Here is a 25561-nt window from a genome sequence, read left to right on the forward strand (position 1 = left end):
ACATCAAGAATAATTCTTATTTTTGTTTGCTAAAGCCCGCCTGACGGAAAGTCAGATTATAGCGGTACTCGCCAGTAAGGGGATGAACCCCGGGCTTCAGGGGCTGAATGCCGTGATAGTACAGCCGCGACTCCCTGCCCCATACCACCACGTCACCATGTTCCAGCATGATGCGCTTGAACGGATCGTTGCGGCGTAGACCGCCAAACTGGAAGACGGCGGGCAGGCCCAGCGATACCGAGACGATAGGCGCACGCAGATCGGGTTCATCTTTGTCCTGATGCAGGGAGAGCTTCGCGCCGATGGCGTAGCGGTTGATCAGGCAGGCATCCGGCCGAAAGTCAGGATAATCCGCTGCAACGGCAGCTTCGTGGCAGAGAGTCTGAAAAACCGCTGGCATCGGCGGCCACGGCTGGCCGGTGGCGGGATCGTTGGGGGCATAGAGATAGCCCCGCGCGTTCGTAGCCCACCCCAGTTCCCCGCAGTTGGCCATGGCCACCGACATGGTGTAGCCGCCCGGCGTTACCATATGGCGAAACGGTGAAACGGCCGTCACCTCTTCTATGCCGGCAAGCAATGCCTGTGCGCGGGAGAGTGCGAAGCGGCGCAGGATCGTCGCTCCCGGCGCAAGCGGCTCCTGCCAGGGTTCAGCATCCGCAAAAAGATCGAGCATTATCCCTCCCGGCGTTTTGCCTCACGTTTCAGTAATAGCGCTTTTCGCGCCGCCCCCCAGCGATAGCCCGACAGCGCGCCGTCGTTACGAACCACGCGATGACAGGGGATCACAATCGCCAGCCTGTTTGCCGCGCAGGCACCGGCGACGGCACGCACCGCATTGGGCTGGCCAATCGCCTGCGCCACCTGCTGATAGCTGGCCGTGTCCCCGCTGGGGATGTTCCGCAGAGCCTGCCATACCCGCTGCTGGAACGCGGTTCCGCGTATATCCAGCGGCAGGGCCAGCGGCACCGCGCGGTTATCAATACTGGCAATGACCTGACGGAGACGCTGAGCGAAGGCATCTTCACGTGAAGAAGGCTCAGCGTTTGGAAACAGCGTCGCCAGCTCTTGGGCTAATTCGGTATCGCTGTCGCCCAGCAGTATCGCGCAAATCCCCCGCTCGCTTTCAGCGACCAGACAGCGTCCTAATGAACAGTCGTCGATGGCGTACTGCACCGGTACCTCGCCTTTGCGGTACTGTTTCGCCGTCATTCCCAGCGCGTCGTTGGCTTTGCGGTAATAGCTGCTGCTGTCGGGAAAACCTGCCGCCAGCACGGCATCGGTAATTTTGTTTCCCTGCGCAAGCGCCGTGCGCAGACGCTGTCCCCGCGCCGCCTGCTGCCAGGCTTTTGGCGTCATCCCGGTAATGGATTTAAACAGCCGGTGGAAATGGAAAGGACTCATGGCGACCTGCTGCGCCAGACCTTCAAGCGTCAGCGCGGGATCCTGCTCCAGAAGGCGACAGGCATACTCCACTTTCGCCAGCTTCTGCTGCTGCGGATCGCGTTTGTCCGGCATACAGCGCTTGCACGGACGAAACCCTGCCTGAATGGCATGCTGGACATCAGGATAAAAGCAGACATTTTTACGCAGCGCGTGACGGGCACGGCAGGACGGGCGGCAGAAAATCCCCGTCGTCTGCACGGCAAAAACAAACCGATCGTCAGCGCGCGGATCGCGAGCCAGAACGGCCTGCCAGCGATCCTCATCGTTCATGTAGGTTGGATTTTTCATCATCAGCTCCTCTTACAAGCATACCTTTAGCGTGCCCGAGTGCCAGTGATAAAAAACCCGCAACCTTGCTTTTTAATTTTTGTCGCTCACCAGGAAGCTGTTGAACTGCGGCGAGCTCCAGGTTTTGAATCCGTCGCCTTCTTTAGTGATCATGTAAACTGCAAGCCCTTCCTGACGAACCACCTCTTTAGCTTTTTCCGGGCCGAGAACCATCAGGCCGGTATCCCAGGCATCGGCTTCCAGCGCAGTCGGTGCAATCACGGTCACCGAGACCAGGTTATGCGTGATGGGACGTCCGGTCTGAGGGTCAATCACGTGCGAAATACGCTTCCCGTCGAGTTCGTAATAGTTACGGTAGCTCCCGGAAGTGCTGATGCCGTGTCCGTTGATATCCACAATGGCCTGTACGGCGTTTTGCCGATCGGTCGGTTTTTGAATCGCCACGCGCCACGGTTTACCGCTGGCGTTCATGCCCCGGCTAACTAACGCGCCGCCCACGGAGACCAGGTAGCGCGAAATCCCTTCCTGCATCATCAGCGCGGCAAGGTGATCCGCCGCGTAGCCTTCCCCTACCGTCGACAGATCGACAAACAGATCGGGAATATCCTTTTGCAGATACTGCTGACCGTACTGGTTGATGACCGTCAGATGCTGTAGCCCTGTCCGGGCGCGGGCATCATCAATAGCCGCATTGTCCGGCGTGGTCACCGGCTGTTTGTTGGGACCAAATCCCCAGAGATTCACCAGGGGACCGACGGTGACGTCCATCGCGCCGTTGGTTTTATATCCCACGCGCATCGATTCAGTGACGATATCGGCCATCGCTTCGCTCACCGGCCACAGGGAGGTACTGGTGGAGAGATTGAAGCGCATCAGCGCCGAGTCATTTTTATAGGTTGAGAGCAGCTGATCGTCGGCATCCAGCTGAGACTGGATTTTGCCGCGAAGTTCATCAGCGCGCGTTTTGTCCAGGCCCATCACGCTGACGCGCCAGAAGGTGCCCATCGTTTTGCCTTCAAGCACCGTCGCGGCGGGTGCATCGGTTTTCGCCACGGGCGCGGGTTCATCACACGCGGTCAGGAAAAAAAGCATAGCCAGAAAGCTGGCGCGTAAAAAAGTCATGTCCATTCATTATTATCCTCATGCCAGGGCGGCAAGAGTACACCAAAACGGTTGCATTGTGAGGCCAAAAAAAGCACAAAAAAGGGGCCATCAGGCCCCTTAAGTCACACGATGACGCGATTAGAACTGGTAAACCAGACCCAGCGCGACGATATCATCAGTACCGATGCCGGCCTGACGGGTGAACTCATTTTCATCAACCAGGTTGATTTTGTAATCCACGTAGGTGGACATGTTTTTGTTGAAGTAGTAAGTCGCACCTACATCAACATATTTCAGCAGATCCTGATCGCCGTAACCTTCGATGTCTTTACCTTTGGACTGCAGGTAAGCCACGGATGGACGCAGGCCGAAGTCGAACTGGTACTGAGCAACCACTTCGAAGTTCTGCGCTTTGTTAGCAAAGCCGTAAGCGGTAGTCGGGCTGTCGCCGTTAGAGGTACCGAAGCGGGTTGCATTGTAGGTCTGAGAGTACTGCGCTGCCAGGTAGATGTTGTTGGCATCGTATTTCAGGCCGCCAGAATAGACTTCTGCGTGATCGCCGTTACCGTAAACGCCCGGTGCGTTTTGGTCAGCGGTACGTTTGGAGGAGGACATTGCACCCCCGACGCTGAAGCCTTCGCCCAGGTTATAGGTTACAGATGCACCGTAGCCGTCGCCGTTCTGGTTCAGCAGGCTACGTCCACCGACGTTTTCACCGCTTACGCTGCCGTTTTTACCCTGGTACTGCAGCGCAAAGTTCAGGCCGTCAACCAGACCGAAGAAGTCCTGGTTACGGTAAGTTGCCACGCCGTTTGCACGAGACTGCAGGAAGTTGTCTGCGCCGTAGGTATCGCCGCCAAATTCTGGCAGAACGTCAGTCCAGGAAGTTACGTCGTAGATCACGCCGTAGTTACGACCGTAATCGAAAGAACCCGCTTCAGCGAATTTCAGACCGGCAAACGCCACACGCGTCCAGGACTGGTTGTCGCTTTCCGTCGTGTTACCCTGGATCTGGTATTCCCACTGGCCATAACCGGTCAGCTGATCGTTAACCTGAGTTTCGCCTTTGAAGCCAAGACGCATGTAGGTCTTGTCGCCGTCGGCACTCTTATCGTCAGAGAAATAGTGCAGACCATCAACTTTGCCGTACAGATCTAATTTGTTGCCATCTTTGTTATAAATTTCGGCCGCATTTGCTGCGCCTGCTACCAGCAGTGCTGGTACCAGGAGGGACAGTACTTTAACTTTCATTTTATTAACCCTCTGTTATATGCCTTATAATTGCCACTGCTTACTGGTTAACCCTCATTAACCAGTCGGCAATTTCATTCTCCGCAAAATTACAGAATAATCCAATGCGAATATGATACGAAAACTTTGAAGATGTTTCATTTATCTATCAACATGTTTCAAGATGTAAATGAAAAGGAACTTTTACAAAGCACAAAAAGCTTAAAAATTTAGCACTTATAATCAAAAAGAAAAATCAACCCAAACAAATCAATAAGTTAAAATAAAAAAAGTTACCGCACTGAATGACAAAACAAGATCGACTCCAATCTCTAAAATAACTCTCGCTATCATCATTAACTTTATTTATTACCGTCATTCAGCTTTGAATGTCTGTTTATCCCTAATTCAACCGGATGCTTCGCATTCGGTTTTTTTTTACCCTTCTTTACGTAACTTTTCTTTTTTTTGTGCTACCGCAGCGAAATTGTAACGACTATTAACTAAATTCTCGCCCACCTCCGCGCAGAATGCGAAAATTTGAACAAAACTTAATTTCTTGTTAATTCGTGCTATTTAATGCGCGAAAGCATTTTGTATTTGTACACGCATCATCGGCTTGTACACATTTAACACACACTTCATCTCCCGTACGGGCCATCGAAAAAGTCGCCTGTTCCAGGACAGTGGCGCTGGAAATTCAGTTATTACCCTTTATACTGCCCTATCGCCACAGAGCACGACCATCACGGGTTAAAGATATCAATGAGTCAGACTGAAACTACCGCCCCGAGCAAATTCTCCCTCCTTCCCGGGAGCATCACCCGTTTCTTTCTTCTTTTGATCGTTGTGCTGTTAGTCACAATGGGCGTGATGGTGCAGAGCGCGGTTAACGCCTGGCTGAAGGATAAGAGCTATCAGGTGGTTGATATTACTCATGCCGTTCACAAGCGCATTGATACCTGGCGCTACGCCACCTGGCAGATTTACGACAACATTGCCGCGGCGCCTGCCAGTTCGTCCGGGGATGGACTTCAGGAGACGCGGCTGAAGCAGGACGTCTACTACCTCGAAAAACCGCAGCGTAAGACTGAAGCGCTTATCTTTGGCTCTCACGACAGCGCGACCCTTGAGATGACGCAGCGTATTTCGACCTACCTGGATACCCTCTGGGGCGCCGAAACGGTACCGTGGTCGATGTACTATCTGAACGGTCAGGATAACAGCATGATCCTGATCTCGACGCTGCCGTTGAAAGATCTCTCTTCCGGATTTAAAGAGACGACGGTCGGCAGCATTGTCGACTCCCGCCGGGCAGAAATGCTGCAGCAGGCCAACGCCCTTGATGAACGTGAGAGCTTCTCATCGCTGCGCCGGCTGGCATGGCAGAATGGTCACTATTTTACCCTGCGTACCACCTTTAACCAGCCGGGACATCTGGCGACGGTCGTGGCCTTTGATTTACCCATTAATGATTTGATCCCGCCGGATATGCCGCTCGACAGCTTCCGTCTGGAGCCCGACAGCAGCACCCAGAACATGCGTGCGGCGTCTGACAAAGAGGCCGCAGAGAGCGTCACAATCTCCTTTAACGGCTCGAAAATTGAAATTGCCTCGTCGCTGAACTCAACAGGCATGCGTCTGGTGTGGCAGGTACCGTTTGGCACGCTGCTGCTCGACACCCTGCAAAATATTCTGCTACCTCTGCTGCTGAATATCGGCCTGCTGGCGCTGGCGCTGTTCGGCTACAGTACCTTCCGCTTCCAGCCTGGGCGCCAGAGCGACGCGTCTGCGGTCTCGGCGGGCAATACCAATGAGCTACGCGTGTTGCGCGCGCTCAATGAAGAGATTGTTTCCGTGCTGCCGCTTGGGGTGTTAGTTCACGATCAGGAAGCGAATCGCACGGTAATGAGCAATAAAATTGCCGACCATCTGCTGCCGCACCTTAACCTGCAGAACATCACCACCATGGCGGATCAGCACCAGGGAGTCATTCAGGCCACCATTAACAATGAACTGTACGAGATCCGTCAGTTCCGCAGCCAGGTAGCCCCGCGCACGCAAATCTTCATCATCCGCGACCAGGATCGCGAAGTGCTGGTGAATAAAAAGCTCAAGCAGGCGCAAAGGCTGTATGAGAAGAACCAGCAGGGGCGCGCAGCATTTATGCAGAACATTGGCGATGCCTTCAAGCAGCCGTTAAAAACGCTGGCGACCCAGGCGGCGGCGTTAAACACGTCTGAAAGCCACCAGCTCGCCTGCCAGGCCGACTCGCTGGTCCGCATGGTGGATGAGATCCAGCTGGCGAACATGCTGGAGAATGATTTCTGGAAAGGCACCCCTTCTCTCTTCTCCATTCAGGATTTGATCGATGAAGTGGTTCCGGAAGTCCTGCCCGTCATTAAGCGCAAAGGGCTGCAGCTACTGATCAACAACCATTTACCCGCCAATGACGAACGTCACGGCGACCGCGAGGCGCTGCGTCGTATTCTGCTGATGATTATTCAGTACGCCGTGACCACCACGCAGATTGGCAAGATAACCCTTGAAGTGAGCACCGACGAGTCGGCGGAAGATCGCCTGACGTTCCGTATCCTGGACACCGGGGAAGGCGTCACGGCGAGTGAAATTGATAATCTGCACTTCCCGTTCCTGAATGACACGCAAAGCGATCATTACGGCAAGGCTAACGCCCTGACCTTCTGGCTGTGCGATCAACTGGCGCGTAAGCTCGGCGGTCATCTGAATATCAAGGCCCGTGAATCACTGGGTACGCGTTACTCTCTGCACGTGAAAATGGCCGCCAATCCGCAGGAAGAAGATGAAGAACGCCTGCTGGATGATGTCGTGGTGATGGTGGATGTGACCTCAAACGAGATCCGCAATATTGTTGTTCGTCAGCTCGAAAACTGGGGCGCGGCCTGCATCACGCCGGATGAAAGGCTGGCAAGTCAAGAATTTGATCTGTTTTTAACTGATAATCCGTCTAATCTTACTGCCTCGGGCTTGCTTTTAAGCGATGATGAGTCAGGCGTGCGGAAAATCGGCCCTGGCCAGCTGCGCGTCAACTTTAATATAAGCAATGCGATGCAGGAAGCTGTACTACAACTAATAGAAGAGCAGCTGGCGCAGGAAGAGATAACGGAATCCCCGTTAGGCGGCAATGAAAATGCCGAGCTTCACGCCAGCGGATACTATTCCCTCTTTGTTGATACAGTACCAGATGATGTGAAGCGGTTGTATACTGAGTCCGCTGCGAATGATTATGCAGCGCTGGCACAGACAGCACACCGGCTTAAAGGGGTGTTTGCCATGCTTAATCTGGTTCCCGGCAAGCAGTTATGTGAAACGCTGGAACATCTAATTCGTGAGAAAGATGCCTCTGGCATTGAAAAATACATCAGCGACATTGACGCCTACGTCAAAAGCTTGCTGTAGCAAGGTAGCCTTATACATGAACAATATGAACGTAATTATTGCCGATGACCATCCGATTGTACTGTTCGGTATTCGCAAATCACTTGAACAGATCGAGTGGGTGAATGTAGTCGGTGAATTTGAAGACTCTACAGCACTGATCAATAACCTCCCAAAGCTTGATGCACACGTGCTCATTACCGATCTCTCCATGCCTGGGGACAAATACGGTGATGGGATCACGCTCATCAAATATATTAAACGTCACTTCCCGGACATCTCGATCATTGTTCTGACAATGAACAACAACCCGGCGATCCTGAGCGCCGTGCTGGATCTGGACATCGAAGGGATTGTGCTGAAACAAGGCGCCCCGACCGATCTGCCAAAAGCGCTCGCTGCGCTGCAGAAAGGCAAGAAGTTCACGCCTGAGAGCGTCTCTCGTCTGCTGGAAAAAATCAGCGCGGGTGGCTACGGTGACAAACGCCTGTCGCCGAAAGAGAGTGAGGTTCTGCGCCTGTTCGCTGAAGGTTTCCTGGTGACCGAGATTGCCAAGAAGCTGAACCGCAGCATTAAAACCATCAGTAGCCAGAAGAAATCCGCAATGATGAAGCTGGGCGTGGACAACGATATTGCCCTGCTGAACTATCTCTCCTCCGTTACGCTGAGCGCATCGGATAAGGATTGATCCCTGGCGGGTGTGCGGCCTGATGCCCTCACTCCAGCCCTCTCCCCCAGGGAGAGGGTGAAAAACGTAAAAGGCCCTTGCGGGCCTTTTTTATATTCTGGTTTTTCTCACGCGATCCGCGTAAATCGACAACGTCTGCTTCAGCACGTCCAGCGTGACCGGTTTCGACAGGCAGCTGTCCATGCCGGACTCCAGACAGCGCTGTTTCTCTTCCGCCAGCGCGTTCGCCGTTACGCCCACCACCGGCAGCGTCAGGCCAAGCTGTCGGATGCGCTGCGTCAGCCGGTAGCCGTCCATGTTAGGCATGTTGACGTCGCTCAGCACGATATCAATATGATTTTTACTCAGCACATTCAGCGCATCCACGCCGTCATTGGCGGTTTTGCACTGGTAGCCCAGCGATCCAAGCTGGTCAGCCAGCAGACGACGGTTAATCGGATGGTCATCCACCACCAGAATCATCATATCGTCATTCACTGACGCCAGACCTTCCGGTGACGGCAGCGCGCCTGCACCGTCGTTCTCTTCCAGCTCGACTTTGTAGATACGGGCCAGCAGGCTCAACAGCTCATGCGGCGTTGCGACGCTGTGAACCCATTCCCCCGGCGCCCGTTCAACTGGTATGCCAATGTGGCGGCGGCAGAAGAGCACCGTTCCTCTCCCCTGCCACGGCTGTTCAGGCATCTCGTCGGTGATGAGCACATCATCCACGTCCGGCATCTGGCCTTCATAGCGGCAGACCCTCACGCCGCTATGGGTGAGCAGCGCCGTCAGATAGTCATTCAGCGAGGCATTATTGACTGCCAGCCAGCAGCGCTTGTCGCTCAGCCCGTCAACTGCGGCTTTTGCCGGATACTGCGCCGAATAGAGCGGAATGCGGATGGTGAACTGGCTGCCCATGCCGGGCTCGGTATCCACGGAAATGTCACCGTCCATCATGCTGACGAGCTTCTCGCAAATCGCCAGCCCCAGACCGGTGCCCTGGAAGTTACGCTGCACGCCGGTGCCGACCTGGAAGAACGGGTCGAACAGACGTACCACCTCCTTGGCCGGAATACCCACCCCCGTGTCGCGCACGCGGATGCTCAGGTAATCCCCTGCCCTGCAAACGTGTAGCACTATGCAGCCGATATCGGTGAATTTGATGGCGTTGCTGAGCAGGTTAGAGATGACCTGCTGCAGACGCATCGGATCGCCGTGCAGCGTCAGCGGCACATCCGGCTCGATAAAGCAGTAGAGCCCCAGCTGTTTACGCACCACCAGCGGCAGATAGTTGGCGCTGATGTGGTTCATGACCTCACGCGGCGAAAACTCGCGCGGCTCGATTTTCAGCTGCTCAGACTCAATTTTAGAGAAGTCGAGAATATCGCTGATGATCTTCAGCAGCAGGCTGGAGGAGTTGTTCATCGCCGTTACCAGCCGGTCGACGCCTTTCGGCAACTCTTTCGTCTGCAGCAGATCGAGGTTACCGATAATCCCGTACAGCGGCGTACGCAGCTCGTGGCTTACAGTAGCCAGGAACATGGATTTCGACTGGCTGGCCTGCTCCGCGGCCTGCGCCATCTCCTGCAGCGACTCTTCCATCTTCACGCGCGCGGAGACATCCACCAGCACGCAAATCGCTACGTTTTCATTGCGATAGCGGGAATGGACAAAGCTTATCTGCAGGTTGGTGTGGGTGCTGGTGAGCACGTCGACAAAGTTCACCTGCTGCCCGCAGATGATCTGCGTCAGCCTTTGCCGGTCCTCGTGCGTCAGCATATTCAGGTAGTTGTGCGCCAGCTCGTTACTCAGGATGTTGGTCCCGTCCTGGGTACGCAGAATGCAGATCCCCACCGGCGCGGAAGCGACAATTTTGCGGTTGAACTGCTCGTGCTCCTCCAGACGCTGTGCGTCACTTTCGGCGGGAATAAAGATTCTACGCTCATACATGCGCGCCAGCGTGAACAGCGCGCCCCCCACCAGCAGGTTCAGCAGAATCGCATTCATAATAAGAATACGTATCCGCTCGAGCACCATATCCACCGGCAGCGAGTAGACAATGCTCAGCGAAGATGGTGGCAGGCTTTTTTTCAGCACCAGCTCGCGGAAGCCGGAGGTGTAGCCAAACCATGAGCGTTCCTGCATCCAGTGCGGATCGACGTTCAAACTCTTATCCGGCCCGGCGAGTGAGATCAGCTGATGCCCATTTTCATCCAGAATAGTCACGCCCATCGGCAGGCTGCCCGGCGTGAAGAAGTTTTCCATGCGAATGGTCTGCTCAATCCCCAGCAGCGCCTGCAGGCGATTGCCCAGATAAACCGGCGTCAGCGCGTAGAAATAGCCCACGCCCATACGCGGCCCCTGGCTAATCCAGAAGATGTTGTTCCCGCGCTCGTCCTGCGGGGCATTGCGATATTTGACAATACGCTCGTGCAGGCTTTTCAGCGCATCATCGCGCTCGACGGGCACATCGCGCAGGCCAAAGTCAGCCATGCAGAGATTTTCGCTGCCAATCAGGAATACGCGGTTGAGATCGTAGGCGGCAGAGAAGTTATCGCGCCAGTAGCGCATAAACCAGGCGAGGGATTCCAGCGACCCGCGCCAGGTATTGCTCATGGTGGAGCAATCGGAGTCCGGGAACAGCGGCTGGAAGTCCGGCACTTCGGTTTTGTCATTGCGCCCGCGAAGGGCAAGGATACCGTTTTCCGCCGTCAGTCGATTTTCGGCAATATACTTCAGCTCCTTCATCACGTCCGATGTTCGCTGAATGTAGCGCTGGGCCTGATCGGAGCTTAAATTAAACTCCTGGCGAATCTCTGCTTCTTTCTGATGCAGCGCATTGACGATGTAAAACACCGACAGCAAGACCACCAGCAGCCAAAGCAAGAGCGCCAGCGCCCGGAACAGATAGCGAGAAACTTTCAGCGTGGTACGAAAGGAGACGAGGTATTTCAAAGGGGCGAGGCTCCGCCGTCGGGGTCAAAAGAATGTGGTTAAGGTAGCGGTAAACGCGGCTTGTCGCAACGTTCACGTATCTGCAACTGCAAAAGAAAAGGGCCGGAATCCGGCCCTTTATGCGTCATGAGACGTTACTCGTCAGCGTCATCCGCTGCGTCATCGTCGGTCTCCGCTTCCGGTGCGATTTCGTCATCACCTTCCGCGACGCTGCCGTCAATAGAGTCGAGCTCTTCGTCGTCCACCGGCTCAGCAACGCGCTGCAGACCCACTACGTTTTCATCTTCCGCCGTACGGATAAGGATAACGCCCTGGGTGTTACGGCCCACCACGCTGATCTCGGACACGCGGGTACGCACCAGCGTACCGGCATCGGTGATCATCATGATCTGGTCGGCATCGTCCACCTGCACCGCGCCTACAACGGACCCGTTGCGTTCGGTGACCTTGATGGAAATAACGCCCTGCGTGCCGCGTGACTTGGTCGGATATTCGCTTTCCGCCGTACGTTTACCGTAGCCGTTCTGGGTGACGGTCAGGATTGCGCCTTCGCCACGTGGAACGATCAGGGAAACAACGGAATCTTCACCCGCCAGTTTGATACCGCGTACACCGGTCGCCGTACGACCCATTGCACGCACGGCATTCTCTTTGAAGCGCACCACTTTACCGGCCGCAGAGAACAGCATCACTTCATCAGAACCGGAGGTCAGATCCACACCGATCAGCTCGTCGCCTTCGTTCAGGTTCACCGCAATAATACCGGCAGAACGTGGACGGCTGAATTCGGTCAGCGCGGTTTTCTTCACGGTACCGCTGGCGGTCGCCATAAAGACGTTCACGCCCTCTTCGTACTCGCGTACCGGCAGAATAGCGGTGATACGTTCGTTCGCTTCCAGCGGCAGCAGGTTGACGATTGGACGACCACGCGCGCCACGGCTCGCTTCCGGCAGCTGATAGACCTTCATCCAGTACAGACGGCCGCGGCTGGAGAAGCAGAGGATCGTGTCGTGGGTGTTGGCCACCAGCAGGCGGTCAATAAAGTCTTCTTCTTTAATGCGTGCAGCAGATTTGCCCTTACCGCCACGACGCTGTGCTTCGTAGTCGGTCAGCGGCTGATACTTCACATAGCCCTGGTGAGACAGGGTGACCACCACGTCTTCGCGGTTGATCAGATCTTCAATGTTGATATCAGAGCTGTTAGCGGTGATTTCGGTGCGGCGCTCGTCGCCGAACTGATCGCGGACCAGCTCCAGCTCTTCGCGGATTACTTCCATCAGGCGCTCGGCGCTACCCAGGATGTGCAGCAGCTCAGCAATTTGCTCCAGCAGCTCTTTGTACTCGTCGAGCAGTTTTTCGTGCTCAAGGCCGGTCAGCTTCTGCAGGCGCAGATCCAGAATCGCCTGGGCCTGCTGTTCAGTCAGGTAGTACTGACCGTCACGCACGCCGAATTCAGGCTCCAGCCACTCAGGACGCGCGGCGTCATCGCCCGCACGTTCCAGCATCGCCGCCACGTTACCCAAATCCCACGGACGCGCAACCAGCGACGCTTTCGCTTCAGCCGGGGTTGGCGCACGACGGATCAGTTCGATGATCGGGTCGATGTTGGCCAGCGCAACCGCCAGCGCTTCAAGGATGTGTGCACGGTCGCGCGCTTTGCGCAGCTCGAAGATGGTACGACGGGTCACCACTTCGCGGCGGTGACGCACGAACGCGCTCAGGATCTCTTTCAGGTTCATGATCTTCGGCTGACCATGGTGCAGCGCAACCATGTTGATACCGAAGGAGACCTGAAGCTGAGTCTGGGAGTAGAGGTTATTCAGCACAACCTCACCCACCGCGTCGCGCTTGATTTCAATCACGATGCGCATACCGTCTTTGTCAGACTCGTCACGCAGCGCGCTGATGCCTTCAACGCGTTTCTCTTTTACCAGCTCGGCGATTTTTTCAATCAGACGCGCTTTGTTCACCTGATACGGGATCTCGTGAACAATGATGGTTTCACGGCCGGTTTTCGCGTCCGCTTCCACTTCAGCGCGGGCACGGATGTAAATCTTGCCGCGGCCGGTGCGGTACGCTTCTTCAATGCCGCGACGACCGTTAATGATCGCCGCCGTCGGGAAGTCCGGGCCCGGGATGTGTTCCATCAGCCCTTCAATGCTGATGTCTTCATCGTCGATATAGGCCAGGCAGCCGTTGATCACTTCCGTGATGTTGTGTGGCGGAATGTTGGTTGCCATACCGACGGCGATACCGGACGAGCCGTTCACCAGCAGGTTAGGGATCTTCGTTGGCATAACGTCAGGAATTTTTTCCGTGCCGTCGTAGTTATCAACGAAATCAACCGTCTCTTTTTCCAGGTCGGCCATCAGCTCATGGGCAATCTTCGCCAGACGGATTTCCGTATAACGCATTGCCGCGGCGGAGTCGCCGTCGATAGAACCAAAGTTACCCTGACCATCTACCAGCATGTAACGCAGCGAGAATGGCTGCGCCATACGGACGATAGTGTCGTACACCGCGGAATCACCATGAGGATGGTATTTACCGATTACGTCACCAACGACACGGGCAGATTTTTTGTAGGCTTTATTCCAGTCATTGCCCAATACGTTCATGGCGTATAGTACGCGACGGTGTACCGGCTTCAGGCCATCGCGGACGTCCGGCAGCGCACGGCCAACAATGACCGACATCGCATAGTCCAGATAGGAGCTCTTCAGCTCTTCCTCGATGTTAACCGGTGTAATTTCTCTCGCAAGGTCGCTCATCTAACCGCTATCCCTCTACTGTATCCCGGATTCAAAGGTCGCAAATTATAACACAGCCGCGGTGATACAGGTAAACCTATACGCTTTATTCACAGGGATTGCCTGATATACTCCCTTGTCTTGCTAAATAAGGAGTAAAAGCGCCCATGAATGCCGAAAAATCCCCGGTGGCACAAAACGTTGACCACGAAGAGATTGCCAAATTTGAAGCGGTGGCGTCCCGCTGGTGGGATCTCGAAGGTGAGTTCAAACCGCTGCATCGCATCAACCCGCTACGTCTGGGCTATATCGCGGAGCGTTCCGGCGGTCTGTTCGGTAAGAAAATGCTCGACGTCGGCTGCGGCGGCGGCATCCTGGCGGAGAGCATGGCGCGCGAAGGGGCTACCGTCACCGGCCTGGACATGGGCTTTGAACCGCTGCAGGTTGCCCGTCTTCATGCGCTGGAGTCCGGTATACAGGTGGAATATGTGCAGGAAACTGTGGAAGCGCACGCGGCAAAACATGCCCACCAGTACGATGTGGTGACCTGCATGGAGATGCTGGAGCACGTTCCGGATCCGCAGTCCGTGGTAAACGCCTGTGCAAAACTGGTGAAACCGGGCGGCCAGGTCTTTTTCTCGACCATCAACCGCAACGGCAAAGCCTGGCTGATGGCCGTTGTCGGCGCGGAGTATGTGCTGCGCATGGTGCCGAAAGGCACGCACGACGTGAAGAAATTCATCAAGCCGGCCGAGCTGTTAAGCTGGGTTGACCAGACGTGGCTCAAAGAGCAGCACATCACCGGCCTGCACTACAATCCGCTGACCGATAAATTCAAGCTCGCACCGGGCGTGGATGTTAACTATATGTTGCACACAACCGCCAAAAACGACTAACGTCATTCGTTATTCTTATAAAGATTGCGCGACATCATGTTGCGCAATTCTGACCTCCCGTTGAAGAAATCAGCACTCGATCAAATTTTGAATTTTTTTTCTTAATTATTGACATGTCTTCCAGGCCTTACGGTACGAGGACTTACGCTTTTTTACCCTTTCACAACCTCAATTTAACGTCAAAATCAACCCTTGTGCTGAAAAGATTCGATACTAGAATACTCACCATATAGCGTTTTTCTTATCGCAAACCCCCTATATGTAGTATTTATCCACAGAGTTAGTCACAAGACGGATCTGTGGATAAGCGGGGGATATTTTTTATTTCACGGACAGGTAAAACCCACATGAATCAGAGTCTGCTGGTGACAAAGCGCGACGGTACTACCGAGCGTATCAATCTGGACAAAATCCATCGAGTTCTCGACTGGGCAGCAGAAGGACTGAACAACGTATCTATATCCCAGGTTGAACTGCGTTCCCACATTCAGTTCTACGACGGCATTAAAACGTCTGATATCCACGAAACGATCATTAAAGCAGCGGCAGACCTCATCTCCCGCGAAGCGCCGGATTATCAGTACCTCGCTGCACGTCTGGCGATTTTCCACCTGCGTAAAAAAGCTTACGGCCAGTTCGAGCCGCCGAAGCTTTACGATCACGTGGTGAAAATGGTCGAGCTGGGCAAATACGACACGCATCTGCTGGAAGACTATACGGAAGAAGAGTTCGAGCAGATGAACGGGTTTATCGATCACTGGCGCGACATGAACTTCTCCTACGCGGCGGTGAAGCAGCTCGAAGGCAAGTACCTGGTTCAGAACCGTGTGACCGGTGAGATCTACGAAAGCGCCCAGTTCCTCTATATTCTGGTAGCCGCCTGTCTGTTCTCAAACTACCCGCGTGAGACCCGTCTGGACTACGTGAAGCGTTTCTACGATGCGGTATCCACGTTCAAGATTTCTCTGCCAACGCCAATCATGTCTGGCGTGCGCACCCCTACCCGTCAGTTCAGCTCCTGCGTGCTGATCGAGTGTGGTGACAGCCTGGATTCCATCAACGCCACCTCCAGCGCCATCGTGAAATACGTCTCCCAGCGTGCCGGTATCGGCATCAACGCCGGTCGCATTCGCGCGCTGGGCAGCCCGATTCGCGGCGGTGAAGCGTTCCACACCGGCTGTATCCCGTTCTACAAGCACTTCCAGACGGCGGTAAAATCCTGCTCTCAGGGCGGCGTGCGCGGCGGAGCAGCAACCCTGTTCTACCCAATGTGGCACCTGGAAGTGGAAAGCCTGCTGGTACTGAAAAACAACCGCGGTGTGGAAGGCAACCGCGTGCGTCACATGGACTACGGCGTGCAGATCAACAAGCTGATGTACACCCGCCTGCTGAAAGGCGAAGACATCACCCTGTTCAGCCCGTCCGACGTCCCGGGCCTGTACGATGCGTTCTTCGCCGATCAGGACGAGTTCGAGCGTCTGTACACCAAATATGAAAAAGACGACAGCATCCGCAAACAGCGCCTGAAGGCGGTAGACCTGTTCTCCCTGATGATGCAGGAACGTGCCTCTACCGGCCGTATCTACATCCAGAACGTTGACCACTGCAATACCCACAGCCCGTTTGATCCGGTGGTAGCGCCAGTGCGCCAGTCTAACCTGTGCCTGGAGATCGCCCTGCCGACCAAACCGCTGGAAGACGTGAACGACGAAAATGGCGAAATCGCCCTGTGTACGCTGTCCGCGTTCAACCTGGGCGCGATTAAGAGCCTGGATGAACTGGAAGAGCTGGCCGTGCTGGCGGTTCGCGCGCTGGATGCCCTGCTGGACTACCAGGATTACCCAATCCCGGCCGCTAAACGCGGTGCGATGGGTCGTCGTACCCTGGGTATCGGCGTGATCAACTTCGCCTACTGGCTGGCGAAAAACGGCAAGCGTTACTCCGACGGCAGCGCCAACAACCTGACGCACCAGACGTTCGAAGCGATTCAGTACTACCTGATGAAAGCCTCTAACGAGCTGGCGAAAGAGCAAGGCGCGTGCCCGTGGTTCAACGAAACCACCTACGCAAAAGGCATTCTGCCGATCGACACCTACAAGAAAGACCTGGATGCGATTGTCAGCGAGCCGCTGCACCTCGACTGGGAAGGCCTGCGCGAATCCATCAAAACGCACGGCCTGCGTAACTCCACGCTCTCTGCCCTGATGCCGTCCGAGACCTCTTCGCAGATCTCCAACGCCACCAACGGTATTGAGCCGCCGCGCGGCCACGTCAGCATTAAAGCGTCGAAAGACGGCGTGCTGCGTCAGGTGGTGCCGGATTACGAAACGCTGGGCAACAACTACGAGCTGCTGTGGGAGATGCCAAACAACGACGGCTACCTGCAGCTGGTGGGTATCATGCAGAAGTTTATCGACCAGTCGATCTCTGCCAACACCAACTATGACCCGACGCGCTTCCCGTCCGGTAAGGTGCCGATGCAGCAGCTGTTGAAAGACCTATTGACCGCCTATAAATTCGGCGTGAAAACCCTGTACTATCACAACACCCGTGACGGTGCAGAAGACGCCCAGGATGACCTGGTACCGTCAATTCAGGACGATGGCTGCGAAAGCGGCGCATGTAAGATCTAATGAAGGGCGGGGATATCCCCGCCTTTATTTCGTAAGACAGGACACACTCATGGCATATACCACCTTTTCACAGACGAAAAACGACCAGCTCAAAGAGCCGATGTTCTTCGGCCAGCCGGTCAACGTGGCACGCTACGATCAGCAAAAATATGACATCTTCGAAAAGCTGATTGAAAAGCAACTCTCCTTCTTCTGGCGCCCGGAAGAAGTGGACGTTTCCCGCGACCGTATTGATTACCAGTCGCTGCCGGATCACGAAAAACATATCTTCATCAGCAACCTGAAGTACCAGACACTGCTGGACTCCATTCAGGGTCGTAGCCCGAACGTGGCGTTGCTGCCGCTGATCTCCATTCCCGAGCTGGAAACCTGGGTGGAAACCTGGGCGTTTTCCGAGACGATCCACTCCCGCTCTTACACCCACATCATCCGCAACATCGTGAACGATCCGGCGGTGGTGTTTGACGATATCGTCACCAACGAGCAGATCCAGAAGCGCGCGGAAGGCATTGCCCACTACTACGACGAACTGATCGAGATGACCAGCTACTGGCATCTGCTGGGTGAAGGCACCCACAGCGTGAACGGTAAAACCATTACCGTGAACCTGCGCGCGCTGAAAAAGCAGCTGTACCTGTGCCTGATGAGCGTCAACGCGCTGGAAGCGATCCGCTTCTACGTGAGCTTCGCCTGCTCCTTCGCCTTTGCCGAGCGCAAGCTGATGGAAGGTAACGCCAAAATCATCCGTCTCATTGCCCGTGATGAAGCCCTGCACCTGACCGGCACCCAGCACATGCTGAACCTGCTGCGCAGCGGTACGGACGACCCGGAGATGGCGGAAATCGCCGAAGAGTGCAAGCAGGAGTGCTATGACCTGTTCGTGCTGGCGGCCCAGCAGGAGAAAGAGTGGGCAGACTACCTGTTCCGCGACGGCTCCATGATTGGCCTGAACAAAGACATCCTGTGCCAGTACGTTGAGTACATCACCAACATCCGCATGCAGGCGGTTGGGCTGGATCTGCCGTTCCAGACGCGCTCTAACCCTATCCCGTGGATCAACACCTGGCTGGTGTCCGATAACGTGCAGGTTGCGCCGCAGGAAGTGGAAGTGAGCTCTTATCTGGTCGGTCAGATTGATTCTGAAGTCAACACCGACGACCTGAGTGATTTCCAGCTCTGATGAGCCGCGTAACGCTGAGCCTTTCTGGCACCGAAGTGCTGTGCCAGGAAGAGCATCCTTCCCTGCTGGTGGCGCTTGAAGCGCATCAGGTGGAGGTAGAGTACCAGTGTCGTGAAGGCTATTGCGGTTCCTGCCGCTGCCGTCTGGTCGCAGGCCAGGTGGACTGGCTGACCGAGCCGCTGGCCTTTATCAGTGAAGGAGAAATTTTGCCCTGCTGCTGCCGGGCAAAAGGCGATATTGAGATCGAGATGTAAAAAAGGGCCTTACGGCCCTTTTTCTATTTTAAGAACGTCACCGCTTTATCCGGGAAATCCGTAAACAGTCCGTCCACGTCCGCCTGCTTATACAACACATCATAGAGCTGATTCACATCCGTGGCGTACGGCGGCAGCTGGTCTGCACGCACCGTGTACGGATGCACCTGCATCTTGCTGGCGTGCGCCTCTTTCACCATCGCCGTCAGCTTCACGTGGCCCGGCGTTGAGCCTTCCGCCACCAGCATATGGTAATCCGGACCGATGCCATCGGCGTACTGGGCAATCTGCTTCATTGCGCCCGGCTTGAACATCCAGTCGTAGCTGTAGTTCACCCACTTCCCGTCCGGCTGCTTCTCCTGGGTTTCGTTCCAGTCGGTATAGGCAATCAGCTGTACCAGATTGAGATCCATCCCCATCTTCGGCTCCAGCTCGGTTTTGATGCGCTTCAGCTCGGCGGCGTCAAAACATTGCAGGTAAACTTTGTCCTTCTTGCTGGTGTAGCCGTACTGTTTCAGTACCTCCAGCGTCTTCGCGGCAATGTCTTTTCCTTCCTGATGATGGAACCACGGCGCTTTGATTTCCGGGTAGATGCCGATATTTTTACCGGTGGAGTGGTTCAGCCCCTGAACAAATTCAATCTCTTCCTGGAAGGTATGGATTCGGAAGTCGGATTTGCCCATCGGGAAACGTCCCGGGTAGACCTGCACCTTCTTGCCGTTTTCAATCTCGAAGCCTTCGGTAAACTTCAGGGAGCGGATCTCTGCCAGGGTGAAATCTATGGCGTAGAAACGGCCATCCTTGCGGGCGCGGTCCGGGAAACGCTCCGCCACGTCCGTCACGCGGTCAAGATAGTGGTCATGCAGGACGACCAGCTGGTCGTCCTTGGTCATCACCAGATCCTGCTCCAGGTAATCCGCGCCCTGCGCATAGGCCATCGCTTTCGCCGGCAGCGTATGCTCCGGCAGATAGCCGCTGGCACCGCGGTGAGCAATAACGATTTTATCCGCCGCCAGCGCGGAGCCTGTCATCAGGCCTGCCAGCAGCAGACCGGTTGCTAGTTGAGTTAATTTCATCGCAATGCTCCTTATTGACGACGCGCCAGCACTTCCGCGTGGTGACGTTTCTCGCCGATCATCACAATAACCAGCAGCAGAACCGCCAGCACGCTACCGCCGATCATCACCATAAAGCCGCCGTCCCAGCCGAAGAAGTCAACGGTATAGCCCACAATGGCGCTCGCCGCGACCGAGCCGCCCAGGTAACCAAACAGACCGGTAAAACCTGCCGCCGTGCCCGCCGCTTTTTTCGGCGCCAGCTCCAGCGCGTGCAGGCCGATCAGCATCACCGGACCGTAAATAAGGAAGCCGATAACGATCATACAGGCCATATCCACGCCCGGATTACCCGGTGGGTTAAGCCAGTACACCACGGTGGCGATGGTCACGAGGGTCATAAAGAACACGCCCGTCGCGCCGCGGTTGCCTTTAAACACTTTGTCCGACATCCAGCCGCAAATCAGCGTGCCCGGGATCCCGGCATATTCATACAGGAAGTAGGCCCAGGAGGATTTATCCAGCGCGAAGTGCTTCACCTCTTTCAGGTAGGTCGGGGACCAGTCGAGGATGCCGTAGCGCAGCAGGTAAACAAACACGTTCGCTACCGCGATGTACCACAGCAGCTTGTTCGGCAGCACGTACTTCATGAAGATCTGTTTTGCGGTCAGCTCTTCTTCGTGCTTCTCGCTGTAATCGTCCGGATAGTCGTTTTTGTACTCTTCAATCGGCGGTAGCCCGCAGGACTGCGGCGTATCGCGCATCAGGGCGAAGGCAATAATCGCCACCAGAATGGCGCCAAAGGCAGGCATATAAAGCGCGGCGTGCCAGTCGTTAAACCAGGCCATCCCCAGCAGGAACAGCAGAGGTGGAAGCCCGCCCCCGACGTTATGCGCGCAGTTCCACACCGATACAATACCGCCACGCTCTTTCTGCGACCACCAGTGGACCATGGTACGCCCGCACGGCGGCCACCCCATCCCCTGGAACCAGCCGCAGATGAACAGCAGGACAAACATAATGGCAATGCTGGACGTCGCCCACGGCACAAAGCCCATGAACAGCATGACCGCTGCCGCCAGGATCAGACCGGCGGGCAGGAACACGCGCGGATTCGAGCGATCCGACACGGAACCCATGATGAATTTAGAAAAACCGTAGGCGATAGAGATCCCCGACAGCGCGAATCCCAGATCGCCGCGTGAAAAGCCCTGCTCCACCAGATACGGCATGGCGAGCGCAAAGTTTTTACGTACAAGGTAGTACGCCGCGTACCCGAAGAAGATCCCCAGGAAAATTTGCCAACGCAGACGACGGTATAGCGGATCAATTTCTGCCTCTGGCAGACGCGCCCGGTGTGGCGCAGGTTTGAAGATACTGAGCATAACAGCCTCCGTGGCCTTTCAAAAAATGACCAGGCATCTCGTGCCCGGTTACAGAGGCGGGGATGTTAAAAAAACATGCGGTTTGTTACTGTGAATCAACGCACAGATTGTTACAGAAATATGACAGAATGCGCAAAAAAGCGCATGAAATCACGTTTCAGTTTCGAATTTCGCGCGTTTATGTTCGAAATCAAACAAACCACACGATCTATGTGGCTAAATGCTAAAAAACGAACATAGAGGAAAGGCAATGACAATTCACGATCCACGCTACAGCGATGTGATTATCATTGGCGGTGGCGCAACCGGCGCCGGCATCGCACGCGATTGCGCCCTTCGCGGCTTAAGCGTCACGCTACTGGAGCGCCACGATATTGCCACGGGCGCAACCGGACGAAACCACGGCCTGCTCCACAGCGGCGCGCGGTATGCGGTTACCGACGGTGAATCCGCGCGCGAATGTATCGCTGAAAACCAGATCCTCAAGCGCATCGCCCGCCACTGCATTGAGCCGACCGACGGCCTCTTTATTACGCTTCCCGAAGATGACCTCGCCTTTCAGTCAACCTTTATAACCGCCTGCACTGCAGCGGGTATTCAGGCCGAGGCCGTCGACCCGGCGCTGGCGCGGCGGCTGGAGCCGTCGGTGAACCCGGCGCTTATCGGCGCGGTGAAAGTGCCTGACGGCACCGTCGATCCGTTCCGCCTGACCGCCGCCAACATGCTGGATGCCCGCGAGCATGGCGCGCAGATTCTGACCGGACATAAAGTGACCGGGCTTATTCGCGAGGGGCATCGCATCTGCGGCGTGCGGGTGTTTGATACGCAGTACAACGAGCACAGCGAGCTGTATGCCGCCGTGGTTGTCAACGCGGCGGGGATTTGGGGCCAGCGCATTGCGGAGTATGCCGACCTGTCGGTGCGCATGTTCCCGGCGAAAGGCTCGCTGCTGATCCTCGACCACCGCATCAATAACCACGTGATCAACCGCTGCCGCAAGCCGTCTGACGCCGATATCCTCGTGCCAGGCGACACCATTTCGTTAATCGGCACGACCTCCACCCACGTGGACTACAGCGAGATTGACTACAACCGCGTGACCGCCGAAGAGGTCGACATCCTGCTGCGCGAAGGAGAAAAACTGGCCCCGGTGATGGCGCAGACGCGTATTCTCCGCGCCTACGCGGGCGTGCGTCCCCTTGTCGCCAGCGACAACGATCCAAGCGGACGGAACGTCAGCCGGGGCATCGTGCTGCTCGATCACGCCGAGCGCGACGGCATGGACGGTTTTATCACCATCACCGGCGGCAAGCTCATGACCTACCGCCTGATGGCGGAGTGGGCAACCAATGCCGTCTGCCGCAAGCTCGGCAATACCGAGCCGTGCGTCACGGCAGAACAGCCTCTACCGGGATCGCGCCAGTCTACCGAAAAAACGCTGCAAAAAATCATCTCCCTGCCGGCGCCGCTGCGCGGTTCGGCCATCTACCGCCACGGCGACAGAACGCCACAGTGGCTCGGTGAAGGAAGATTGAGCCGCAGTCTGGTGTGCGAGTGCGAAGCCGTTACCGCAGGCGAAGTGCAGTACGCGGTAGAGAACCTGACGGTCAACAGCCTGCTCGATCTCCGCCGCCGCACCCGCGTCGGAATGGGCACCTGCCAGGGCGAGCTGTGCGCCTGCCGTGCGGCCGGGCTGCTGCAGCGTTTTCATACCACCACCGCCACCCAGTCGCTCGATCAGCTCAGCGCGTTTTTGAACGAGCGCTGGAAAGGCATTCAGCCCGTCGCCTGGGGGGATGCCCTGCGCGAAAGCGAATTTACCCGCTGGGTCTACCAGGGGCTTTGCGGCCTGGAGAAGGAGCAACATGATGAAATTTGATACCGTGATTGTCGGCGGCGGGCTGGCAGGCTTGCTTTGCGGCATCAAACTCACGAAGCAGGGGCTGCGCTGCGCCATTATCACCCGCGGCCAGAGCGCCCTGCACTTCTCGTCGGGCTCGCTGGATCTGCTGGACGAAGCGTACCGCGATAAGCTGCCGCCGGAGCACCCCTATCACCTGATTGGCGCGCAGCATATTGACCGCCTGGCGCTGGAAGCCGAAGCGCTGCTGGCGGACAGCGGCGCGCGTCTGAAGGGGAGCGCCAGGCAAAACCATCTGCGCGTTACGCCGCTCGGCACCCTGCGCTCCGCGTGGCTCAGCCCGGAGGAGGTTCCCGTTGCCCCCGTCAGCGCGGGACGAGTGCGGGTGGTGGGTATTAGCGGCTTTCTGGATTTTCAGCCCCATCTCGCGGCGGCATCGCTCTGTCGCCAGGGCGTTAACGCCGACACGGCAGAAATAGAGCTGCCCGAGCTTGATGTCCTGCGCGACAACCCGAGCGAGTTTCGCGCGGTGAATATCGCCCGTTTTCTGGATAACGAGGACAAATGGCCGCTGCTGTATGACGCGCTCAGACCACTCGGCGAAACCTGCGATGCTCTGTTAATGCCCGCCTGCTTTGGTTTAAACGACAACCGCCTGTGGCGCTGGCTGTCGGACCGTCTGCCCTGCACGCTCGGCCTACTGCCCACGCTGCCCCCTTCCGTACCCGGCATTCGCCTGCACACCCAGCTTCAGCGCCAGTTTGTGGCGCAGGGCGGCGTGTGGATGGCGGGTGACGAGGTGAAAAAAATCACCCTGACCGACGGTGCGGTGAGCGAAATCTGGACGCGCAACCACGATGATATCCCCCTTCGTGCCCGCTATACGGTGCTGGCGAGCGGCAGCTTCTTCAGCAACGGGCTGCTGAGCAGCCGGGAGGGCATCCGGGAAGCCATCATGGGGCTGGATGTTCGGCAGATCGCCTCCCGCGCGGACTGGTATCAGAGTGATTTCTTCACGCCACAGCCCTGGCAGCAGTTTGGCGTGATTGTCGATAACCGGCTGCACCCGCAGCTTTCCGGTAAGCCCGTCAGCAATCTCTTTGCCATCGGCTCGCTGCTGGGCGGGTACGATCCCATCGCTCAGGGATGCGGTGGCGGGGTCTGCGCCGTCACGGCGCTGTATGTGGCCGAGCAGATTCGCCAGCGCGTGGAGGCTGAACAATGAACGACACCCGTTTTGAAAGCTGCATTAAATGCACGGTGTGTACCACCGTCTGCCCGGTCAGCGGCGTGAATCCGCGCTACCCTGGACCAAAGCAGGCCGGGCCGGACGGTGAACGCCTGCGCCTGAAGGACGGCAAGCTGTACGACGAGGCACTGAAATACTGCATCAACTGTAAACGCTGCGAAGTGGCCTGCCCGTCGGACGTGAAAATCGGCGATATCATCCAGCGCGCCCGGGCGCGCTACAGCACGCAAAAGCCGTCGCTTCGCGATGCCATTCTGAGCCATACCGATCTGATGGGCAGCGTCTCAACGCCTTTTGCCCCGCTGGTGAATGCCGCGACATCGCTCAAACCGGTGCGCCAGTTGCTGGATGCCACGCTCAGGATTGACCATCACCGAAGCCTGCCGAAATATTCTCACGGCACCTTCCGCCGCTGGTACAAATCCGTTGCGGCGGAACAGGCGCAGTACGCCGACCAGGTGGCTTTTTTCCACGGCTGCTATGTGAATTACAACCACCCGCAGCTGGGTAAAGACCTGCTGAAGGTGCTTAACGCCATGGGAACCGGCGTACAGCTCCTCAGCAAGGAGAAGTGCTGCGGCGTCCCGCTGATTGCCAACGGGTTCACCGATAAAGCGCGCAAGCAGGCCAAAAGCAATGTCACCTCCCTGCGTGAAGCCATCGTCGACAAAGGCATGCCGGTGTTGGCGACCTCGTCCACCTGTACCTTCACCCTGCGCGATGAGTATCCGCACCTGCTGGACGTGGATAACGCCGGACTGCGCGAGCACATCGAGCTGGCGACGCGCTTCCTGTGGCGCAAGCTGGACGGCGGGCAGACGTTGCCGCTGGGGACATTGCCACTGAAAGTGGTCTATCACACGCCGTGTCATATGGAGAAAATGGGCTGGTCGCTCTATACGCTTGAGCTGCTGCGGCTTATTCCGGGCCTGGAGCTGACGGTGCTGGATTCGCGCTGCTGCGGCATCGCGGGAACCTACGGCTTTAAGCGTGAAAACTACGAAACCTCGCAGGCGATTGGCGCCCCGCTGTTCCGCCAGATTGAAGAAAGCGGCGCGGATATCGTGGTGACGGACTGCGAAACCTGTAAATGGCAAATTGAGATGTCCACCAGCAAGCGCTGCGAACATCCGATTAGCCTGCTGGCGAAAGCGCTGGGCTGAACGTAGCCGGGGCGAAAGGCCCCGGCAC

At 56.3% G+C, this 25561-nt stretch carries 17 protein-coding genes; 9 read left to right on the forward strand and 8 right to left on the reverse strand.

From position 1 onward, the window contains the following. Positions 1 to 16 precede the first annotated feature (16 nt). The 4 genes from alkB to AB8818_RS18705 form a co-directional block, all read right to left on the reverse strand. Positions 17 to 673, reverse strand: coding sequence for a DNA oxidative demethylase AlkB (gene alkB, locus AB8818_RS18690; RefSeq protein WP_371199950.1), 657 nt, complete (start codon positions 671 to 673; stop codon positions 17 to 19). Then, entirely contained in the window at positions 673 to 1731 is a 1059-nt protein-coding gene (ada, locus tag AB8818_RS18695) for a bifunctional DNA-binding transcriptional regulator/O6-methylguanine-DNA methyltransferase Ada (RefSeq protein ID WP_116338628.1), read from the reverse strand. The genes alkB and ada overlap by 1 nt, the downstream gene beginning before the upstream one ends. A 72-nt stretch (positions 1732 to 1803) precedes the next feature. Next, positions 1804 to 2859, reverse strand: coding sequence for an FAD:protein FMN transferase ApbE (apbE, locus tag AB8818_RS18700; RefSeq protein WP_116338626.1), 1056 nt, complete (start codon positions 2857 to 2859; stop codon positions 1804 to 1806). 114 nt (positions 2860 to 2973) lie between these two features. Next, the gene (locus tag AB8818_RS18705; protein WP_116338624.1) at positions 2974 to 4086 is read right to left on the reverse strand and encodes a porin OmpC; all 1113 of its coding nucleotides are present in this window, start codon (positions 4084 to 4086) and stop codon (positions 2974 to 2976) included. 744 nt (positions 4087 to 4830) lie between these two features. Between AB8818_RS18705 and rcsD the strand changes: the two genes are divergently transcribed. Both rcsD and rcsB read left to right on the forward strand, forming a co-directional pair. Next, a complete protein-coding gene (gene rcsD, locus AB8818_RS18710; RefSeq protein WP_192983159.1) occupies positions 4831 to 7503 on the forward strand; it encodes a phosphotransferase RcsD in 2673 nt (890 codons plus the stop codon). A 16-nt stretch (positions 7504 to 7519) separates the two neighbouring features. Continuing rightward, positions 7520 to 8170 carry a response regulator transcription factor RcsB gene (rcsB, locus tag AB8818_RS18715; RefSeq protein ID WP_006176468.1) on the forward strand — a complete coding sequence of 217 codons (651 nt, stop codon included), beginning with the start codon at positions 7520 to 7522 and terminating at the stop codon, positions 8168 to 8170. Between the two features lie 90 nt (positions 8171 to 8260). Here rcsB and rcsC read toward each other — a convergent pair whose 3' ends face one another. Together rcsC and gyrA are read right to left on the reverse strand one after the other, a co-directional pair. After that, entirely contained in the window at positions 8261 to 11107 is a 2847-nt protein-coding gene (gene rcsC, locus AB8818_RS18720; protein WP_163330257.1) for a two-component system sensor histidine kinase RcsC, read from the reverse strand. Between the two features lie 134 nt (positions 11108 to 11241). Then, positions 11242 to 13878 carry a DNA topoisomerase (ATP-hydrolyzing) subunit A gene (gene gyrA, locus AB8818_RS18725; protein ID WP_116338618.1) on the reverse strand — a complete coding sequence of 879 codons (2637 nt, stop codon included), beginning with the start codon at positions 13876 to 13878 and terminating at the stop codon, positions 11242 to 11244. 146 nt (positions 13879 to 14024) lie between these two features. Between gyrA and ubiG the strand changes: the two genes are divergently transcribed. The 4 genes from ubiG (at position 14025) to yfaE (ending at position 18820) form a co-directional block, all read left to right on the forward strand. Next, the gene (ubiG, locus tag AB8818_RS18730; RefSeq protein WP_192983162.1) at positions 14025 to 14753 is read left to right on the forward strand and encodes a bifunctional 2-polyprenyl-6-hydroxyphenol methylase/3-demethylubiquinol 3-O-methyltransferase UbiG; all 729 of its coding nucleotides are present in this window, start codon (positions 14025 to 14027) and stop codon (positions 14751 to 14753) included. 347 nt (positions 14754 to 15100) lie between these two features. Continuing rightward, entirely contained in the window at positions 15101 to 17386 is a 2286-nt protein-coding gene (nrdA, locus tag AB8818_RS18735) for a class 1a ribonucleoside-diphosphate reductase subunit alpha (protein WP_116338614.1), read from the forward strand. Positions 17387 to 17435: 49 nt separating this feature from the next. Beyond that, positions 17436 to 18566: a class Ia ribonucleoside-diphosphate reductase subunit beta gene (gene nrdB, locus AB8818_RS18740; RefSeq protein WP_045327964.1), complete on the forward strand. Its 1131-nt coding sequence runs from the start codon at positions 17436 to 17438 to the stop codon at positions 18564 to 18566. Further along, entirely contained in the window at positions 18566 to 18820 is a 255-nt protein-coding gene (gene yfaE, locus AB8818_RS18745) for a class I ribonucleotide reductase maintenance protein YfaE (protein WP_003859419.1), read from the forward strand. The genes nrdB and yfaE overlap by 1 nt, the downstream gene beginning before the upstream one ends. Before the next feature lie 23 nt (positions 18821 to 18843). Here yfaE and glpQ read toward each other — a convergent pair whose 3' ends face one another. Further along, a complete protein-coding gene (glpQ, locus tag AB8818_RS18750) occupies positions 18844 to 19896 on the reverse strand; it encodes a glycerophosphodiester phosphodiesterase (RefSeq protein WP_163330259.1) in 1053 nt (350 codons plus the stop codon). Positions 19897 to 19907: 11 nt separating this feature from the next. Beyond that, positions 19908 to 21260, reverse strand: a complete 1353-nt coding sequence (gene glpT, locus AB8818_RS18755; RefSeq protein ID WP_116338610.1) for a glycerol-3-phosphate transporter — start codon at positions 21258 to 21260, stop codon at positions 19908 to 19910. Between the two features lie 250 nt (positions 21261 to 21510). Between glpT and glpA the strand changes: the two genes are divergently transcribed. The 3 genes from glpA to glpC are packed head-to-tail and all read left to right on the forward strand — an operon-like array spanning position 21511 to position 25533. Next, entirely contained in the window at positions 21511 to 23139 is a 1629-nt protein-coding gene (gene glpA / locus AB8818_RS18760; RefSeq protein ID WP_192983164.1) for an anaerobic glycerol-3-phosphate dehydrogenase subunit A, read from the forward strand. Then, a complete protein-coding gene (gene glpB, locus AB8818_RS18765; protein ID WP_116338606.1) occupies positions 23129 to 24346 on the forward strand; it encodes a glycerol-3-phosphate dehydrogenase subunit GlpB in 1218 nt (405 codons plus the stop codon). The genes glpA and glpB overlap by 11 nt, the downstream gene beginning before the upstream one ends. Then, a complete protein-coding gene (gene glpC, locus AB8818_RS18770; RefSeq protein WP_192983167.1) occupies positions 24343 to 25533 on the forward strand; it encodes an anaerobic glycerol-3-phosphate dehydrogenase subunit GlpC in 1191 nt (396 codons plus the stop codon). The genes glpB and glpC overlap by 4 nt, the downstream gene beginning before the upstream one ends. The last annotated feature ends 28 nt before the right edge of the window (positions 25534 to 25561 follow it).

The organism is Enterobacter sp. KB-280D8 (assembly GCF_041399405.1).
Classification (GTDB): domain Bacteria; phylum Pseudomonadota; class Gammaproteobacteria; order Enterobacterales; family Enterobacteriaceae; genus Enterobacter; species Enterobacter cloacae_N.

What these genes read in the sequence shown, in the direction of transcription:
- alkB (WP_371199950.1), bottom strand. Translation starts at nt 673, where the DNA reads ATGCTCGATCTTTTTGCGGATGCTGAACCCTGGCAGGAGCCGCTTGCG.
- ada (WP_116338628.1), bottom strand. Translation starts at nt 1,731, where the DNA reads ATGAAAAATCCAACCTACATGAACGATGAGGATCGCTGGCAGGCCGTT.
- apbE (WP_116338626.1), bottom strand. Translation starts at nt 2,859, where the DNA reads ATGGACATGACTTTTTTACGCGCCAGCTTTCTGGCTATGCTTTTTTTC.
- AB8818_RS18705 (WP_116338624.1), bottom strand. Translation starts at nt 4,086, where the DNA reads ATGAAAGTTAAAGTACTGTCCCTCCTGGTACCAGCACTGCTGGTAGCA.
- rcsD (WP_192983159.1), top strand. Translation starts at nt 4,831, where the DNA reads ATGAGTCAGACTGAAACTACCGCCCCGAGCAAATTCTCCCTCCTTCCC.
- rcsB (WP_006176468.1), top strand. Translation starts at nt 7,520, where the DNA reads ATGAACAATATGAACGTAATTATTGCCGATGACCATCCGATTGTACTG.
- gyrA (WP_116338618.1), bottom strand. Translation starts at nt 13,878, where the DNA reads ATGAGCGACCTTGCGAGAGAAATTACACCGGTTAACATCGAGGAAGAG.
- ubiG (WP_192983162.1), top strand. Translation starts at nt 14,025, where the DNA reads ATGAATGCCGAAAAATCCCCGGTGGCACAAAACGTTGACCACGAAGAG.
- nrdA (WP_116338614.1), top strand. Translation starts at nt 15,101, where the DNA reads ATGAATCAGAGTCTGCTGGTGACAAAGCGCGACGGTACTACCGAGCGT.
- nrdB (WP_045327964.1), top strand. Translation starts at nt 17,436, where the DNA reads ATGGCATATACCACCTTTTCACAGACGAAAAACGACCAGCTCAAAGAG.
- yfaE (WP_003859419.1), top strand. Translation starts at nt 18,566, where the DNA reads ATGAGCCGCGTAACGCTGAGCCTTTCTGGCACCGAAGTGCTGTGCCAG.
- glpQ (WP_163330259.1), bottom strand. Translation starts at nt 19,896, where the DNA reads ATGAAATTAACTCAACTAGCAACCGGTCTGCTGCTGGCAGGCCTGATG.
- glpT (WP_116338610.1), bottom strand. Translation starts at nt 21,260, where the DNA reads ATGCTCAGTATCTTCAAACCTGCGCCACACCGGGCGCGTCTGCCAGAG.
- glpA (WP_192983164.1), top strand. Translation starts at nt 21,511, where the DNA reads ATGACAATTCACGATCCACGCTACAGCGATGTGATTATCATTGGCGGT.
- glpB (WP_116338606.1), top strand. Translation starts at nt 23,129, where the DNA reads ATGAAATTTGATACCGTGATTGTCGGCGGCGGGCTGGCAGGCTTGCTT.
- glpC (WP_192983167.1), top strand. Translation starts at nt 24,343, where the DNA reads ATGAACGACACCCGTTTTGAAAGCTGCATTAAATGCACGGTGTGTACC.